Raw genomic sequence first — 678 nt, 5'->3', positions numbered from 1 at the left:
ACCATTCTCCTCGAGAATTTTTGAATAGAGACATACTCCGCTGCCATCCCACCAGACAATGCGGATCCGGTCTGCTCGTTTCGAGCGGAATACATGAAGCGCACCACTGAACGGGTCGAGGCCGCCATCCCGTACCAAAACCATCAGCGATGCCGGCCCCTTGCGGAAGTCGACCGGCTGACAGGACACGTAAACCACGACACCGGAGGCGATCATGMCTCACGCACCGCTTTGACGATGCCGCTCAGTAGSGCCGGAACGATCGCCGCGTTCACCCGAAGCGTCGTGTCCCCGATACAGATTTCGACAAGGTCCGTCCGGACCGCCTCAAAGCGCGCAAAGCGACCATCATTTTCGGCTGCCTGATCAAGTCGCACAACAGCGCCGGATGCAAGTGCTGTGCGTCGCCAGGCGAAAAGCTGAGAGGGATCCATGCCATGGGCGCGGGCGAYTGCAGATACATTCGCACCGGGAGCCAGCGCCTCGTCGAGGATCACCGCCTTTTCCTCCTCGGAGCGATACCTCGGCTTTCGCCGCTTCCGCACCGGCCCTGCCGTCAGAATTTCAAACGTCGGACCATGATTCACATCTTCGCTCATAGAATTCCCCGCATGATTCATGCTGAAAATGAGCGGTTTTCCTTCCCCACGCTACGTGGGGTGACCTAAGCGCTTACAG

The 678-nt window shown here is 58.7% G+C and carries 2 protein-coding genes; both read right to left on the bottom strand.

Translation table 11 applies throughout. The features are described from left to right. Positions 1-216, bottom strand: a 216-nt coding sequence (tnpB, locus tag AC1D2R_RS32205; protein ID WP_477973878.1) for an IS66 family insertion sequence element accessory protein TnpB, incomplete at its 3' end; no start/stop codon positions are given. Then, the gene (locus AC1D2R_RS32200) at positions 213-599 is read right to left on the bottom strand and encodes a transposase (RefSeq protein ID WP_477973876.1); all 387 of its coding nucleotides are present in this window, start codon (positions 597-599) and stop codon (positions 213-215) included. The genes tnpB and AC1D2R_RS32200, both read right to left, overlap by 4 nt. Positions 600-678 lie beyond the last annotated feature (79 nt).

The sequence above is a fragment of the Rhizobium sp. P1_C7 genome (assembly GCF_056406295.1).
Note: the sequence above shows the minus strand (reverse complement) of the source record. Positions and strands in the feature narration are given on the sequence as shown.